A 2,238-nucleotide genomic window follows, 5' to 3' on the forward strand; every position below is an offset into this window, starting at 1 on the left:
GCAGCGCGGTGATTCGCTCCACGGGCGCGTTGCGGTCCACGGGGACGAAGGCGGCACCGGCCTTGAGGATGGCGAGGAGCGCGACCACCAATTCGAAGGAGCGCTCGACGGCGAGGCCGACGCGGGCGCCGGGAGTGATGCCGAGGGCGCGCAGGTGGTGGGCCAGTTGGTTGGCGCGAGCGTCAAGCTGGGCGTACGTCAGGGTCGTATCCCCCAGGACGAGGGCTACGGCGTCGGGAGTACGGTGCGCCTGGCGCGCGAAGTGGACGTGCACAGGGACGTCCATCGAGCTGGGAACGGTGGTGCCGTTCCAATCCACCAGCAGACGCTGACGCTCGTCGGAGGAGAGCAGGGGCAGCTCCGCCACGGACTGCTCAGGCTTCGCAGCCACGGCTTCCAGCAGTGTGCGCAGATGGATGGCCATCCGCTCCACCGTGCTCCGTTCGAACAGCGCGGTGCTGTACTCCAGCACGCCCTGCAGTCCGTCCGGCGTCTCCGAGAAGAAGGCGCTCAGGTCGAACTTCGACGTCGTGTGCTCGGAGGCCAGGCCTCGCAGGCGCAGGCCCGGCAGCCGCACGTCCTCGGTGGGCAGGTTCTGGAGCGTCAGCAGCGTCTGGAAGAGAGGCGTGTGGCTGAGGCTGCGCGTGGGCTGCAGCACTTCCACGAGCTTCTCGAAGGGCACGTCCTGGTGCTCATACGCTTCGAGCACCGTGCCGCGCACCTGCTGGAGCAGCGCGCGGAAGGACTGGCCGTCCTCCACGTTGGCGCGCAGCACAAGCGTGTTGACGAAGAAGCCGATGAGGCCCTCCGTCTCCGCGCGGGTGCGGCCCGCGATGGGGGAACCCACGCTGAGGTCCTGCTGGCCCGTGTAGCGTGACAGCAGGGCTTGCCAACCGGCGAGCAGCACCATGAACAGCGAGCCGCCCTCGTGATGGCCCAGGCTCCGCAGCTTCTCCGTCAACTCGCGCGGAAGGGTGAAGCCGAGCGTCGCGCCCGTGGTGCTGCGGACCGCCGGTCGCGGCCGGTCGGTGGGCAACTCCAGCACGGCCGGAGCGCCGGAGAGCTTGCCCTCCCAGTAGGCCACTTCGCGTCGCAGGGCTTCGCCGCTGAGCGTGCGGCGCTGCCAGGTGGCGTAGTCCGCGTACTGCACGGCCAGCTCCGGTAGGGGAGACGGCTGGCCATGGGCGAACGCGGCATAGAGCGTGCTCACCTCTCGCACCAGCACTCCGAGGGACCAGCCGTCGGAGATGATGTGGTGCATGTTGACGACGAGGATGTGCTCCCGCTCCGTGAGCTTGAAGAGAAGCGTGCGCACGAGGGGGCCCGTACTCAGGTCGAAGGGCCTGCGCATCTCTTGGGCCACTTGCGCCCGAGCCTCGGCTTCTCGCTGCGCTGCTTCGACCTCCGAGAGGTCGATGCGTCCCAGAGGCAGAGCGACTTCAGGATGGATGATCTGCGCGGGCTCGCCGTCCACCTGGGCGAACGTGGTGCGCAGGGCGTCATGGCGGCGCACGACTTCCTGAAGCGCTCTTTCCAGCACATCCGCATGCAGGGCGCCGTCCAGCCGCACCGCCACGGGCATGTTGTAGAGGGGGCTGCCCGGCTCAAGCTGATCAATGAGCCACAAGCGCTGCTGTGCGAAGGAGAGGGGTAGCGGGCCTTCATGCGAGACGCGTGTGAGGCCCGAGGCGCTGGCGACGGTATGCCCAGTAAGCCGTCCGGCCAGGCCCTCCACCGTGGGTGACTCGAAGAGCGCGCGCAGAGGCAACTCCACGCTCAGCTCCGCGCGCACCCGCGACACCACCTGGGTGGCGAGCAGCGAGTGCCCGCCCAGTTCGAAGAAGGAGTCCCGCACGCCCACCCGCGGCAGCCGAAGCACTTCGGCCCAGATGGCGGCGAGCTTCGCTTCCGTCATTGTGCGCGGTGCGAGGTAGGTGCTCCCCGACTGGGGCGCCTCGGGCTCCGGCAGGGCCTTGCGGTCCACCTTGCCGTTGGAATTGAGCGGCAGGGCGTCCAGCACCACCACGGTGCCGGGCACCATGTACTCGGGCAGGCCCAGACGCAGCTGCGCCTTGAGCGCTTCGGCTTCCAGGGCTTCGCCGGCCTTCGCGACGACGTAGGCGACGAGGCGCTTGTCGGCGGCTTCGCCCTTCGCCACCACCACCGCGTCCTTGAGGCCCGGAGCTTTGCGCAGGGCGGCTTCGACTTCGCCCAGTTCGATGCGGAAGCCGCGCACCT

General features: G+C 69.1%; 1 protein-coding gene. It reads right to left on the reverse strand.

All coding sequences use genetic code 11. From position 1 onward, the window contains the following. The coding region (locus D7V93_RS42070) for a condensation domain-containing protein (protein WP_147451643.1) at window positions 1-2,238 on the reverse strand (2,238 nt) is incomplete at both ends.

Origin of the sequence: Corallococcus llansteffanensis (assembly GCF_003612055.1) — a bacterium.
In the GTDB taxonomy this organism is placed as follows: domain Bacteria; phylum Myxococcota; class Myxococcia; order Myxococcales; family Myxococcaceae; genus Corallococcus; species Corallococcus llansteffanensis.